Source organism: Vibrio sp. Vb1554 (assembly GCF_033344235.1).
In genome coordinates this window covers 1-1244 of record NZ_JAWPOJ010000262.1, presented here as the reverse complement: position 1 = coordinate 1244, position 1244 = coordinate 1, and the positions used below count along the sequence as shown (strand labels likewise).

General features: G+C 45.5%; 1 protein-coding gene and 1 pseudogene. Both read left to right on the top strand.

The window, feature by feature from the left end:
• A partial coding sequence (locus R8N28_RS25505; protein ID WP_318183695.1) for a methyl-accepting chemotaxis protein occupies positions 1-544 on the top strand: 544 nt, incomplete at its 5' end.
• A gap of 424 nt (positions 545-968) precedes the next feature.
• A pseudogene (locus tag R8N28_RS25500) lies at positions 969-1244 on the top strand (efflux transporter periplasmic adaptor subunit); the annotation flags it as partial.

Here is a 1244-nt window from a genome sequence, read left to right as displayed (position 1 = left end):
CAATACGCTAGATAATGATGTGAGCGATATTGCCTCTGTACTAGATGTAATTCGCGGCATTGCAGAACAGACTAACTTACTTGCACTGAATGCGGCGATTGAAGCGGCGCGAGCGGGTGAGCAAGGTCGTGGTTTTGCTGTGGTTGCTGACGAAGTACGCTCTCTTGCAAGTCGTACGCAGCAAGGTACGGGTGAAATCCAAGCTATGATTGAAAAGCTCCAGTCTGGTGCAGGGCAAGCTGTAGAAGTGATGCGCGGTAGCCAAAATAGCAGTGAAGAGACCATTCAATCTGCCGGGCGAGCAAGCGAATCTCTGGCTGAAATTCTCAATGCAATTTCACGCATGAATGAGATGAACACGCACATTGCAACTGCAGCGAGTCAACAAAGTACAGTGAGCGATGAAGTGAATACCAACGTTCAGGGTATTGCAGACAGCAGTACATCGATTGTTGATATTGTCACGCAGGCTCAGCAATCACTTGCGATGCTGTCACAACAAACTCAGAGATTGGATCAGCAAGTCAGCCAGTTCCGAGTTTAAGCTCTGACATTTGAAATTGATGCGAAAAAGCCCGCCGATGTGCGGGCTCTTTTTTAGCTGACGTTTAACGTAGCTTCTCGCCAATTGGATTTAATCAATTAAATCTGGACTTGACCTCAAAACTCTGTACAAACACTCGCCGTTTTTATCATCAATTTACACACTTTTTGACCCGTCCACTTGTACACAGAAAAGTGTGATTTCCAACACAATATCTTCAAATCTGAGAGTTCTATTGCACCTTTACAACAAACGCATTCGACAAGCGTATAGAAACGTAAATTTTGTTGTATGTACAACACTGGGTAATTATCATTCTAACTAATTTGTTTGGGATAGATGCATATCCACTAATCATAATCGAGCCATTCACAACGCATTGAATTGGATATTTGTAGGGCTTGCAAAATAAGAGAGATGTTTCATGAGACGTAGAACCACGCTATCGCTGCTGATTGCATCGAGCCTGTTTATGGCGGGATGTCAACCAAGCCAAGAAGGAACTGAGCAAGGTGGTGGCGCAGCTCCCGCAACCGAAGTGAATGTGTTGACGGTTGAACCTGTTCGACAAGCTTTGACGGTTGAGTTGCCGGGCCGCAGCCGTGCATTTAAAGAGGCGGAAGTCCGCCCACAGGTAACGGGTATTATTTCAGAACGTAACTTTGTTGAAGGTGGCGTTGTGGAAAAAGGTCAGTCGTTG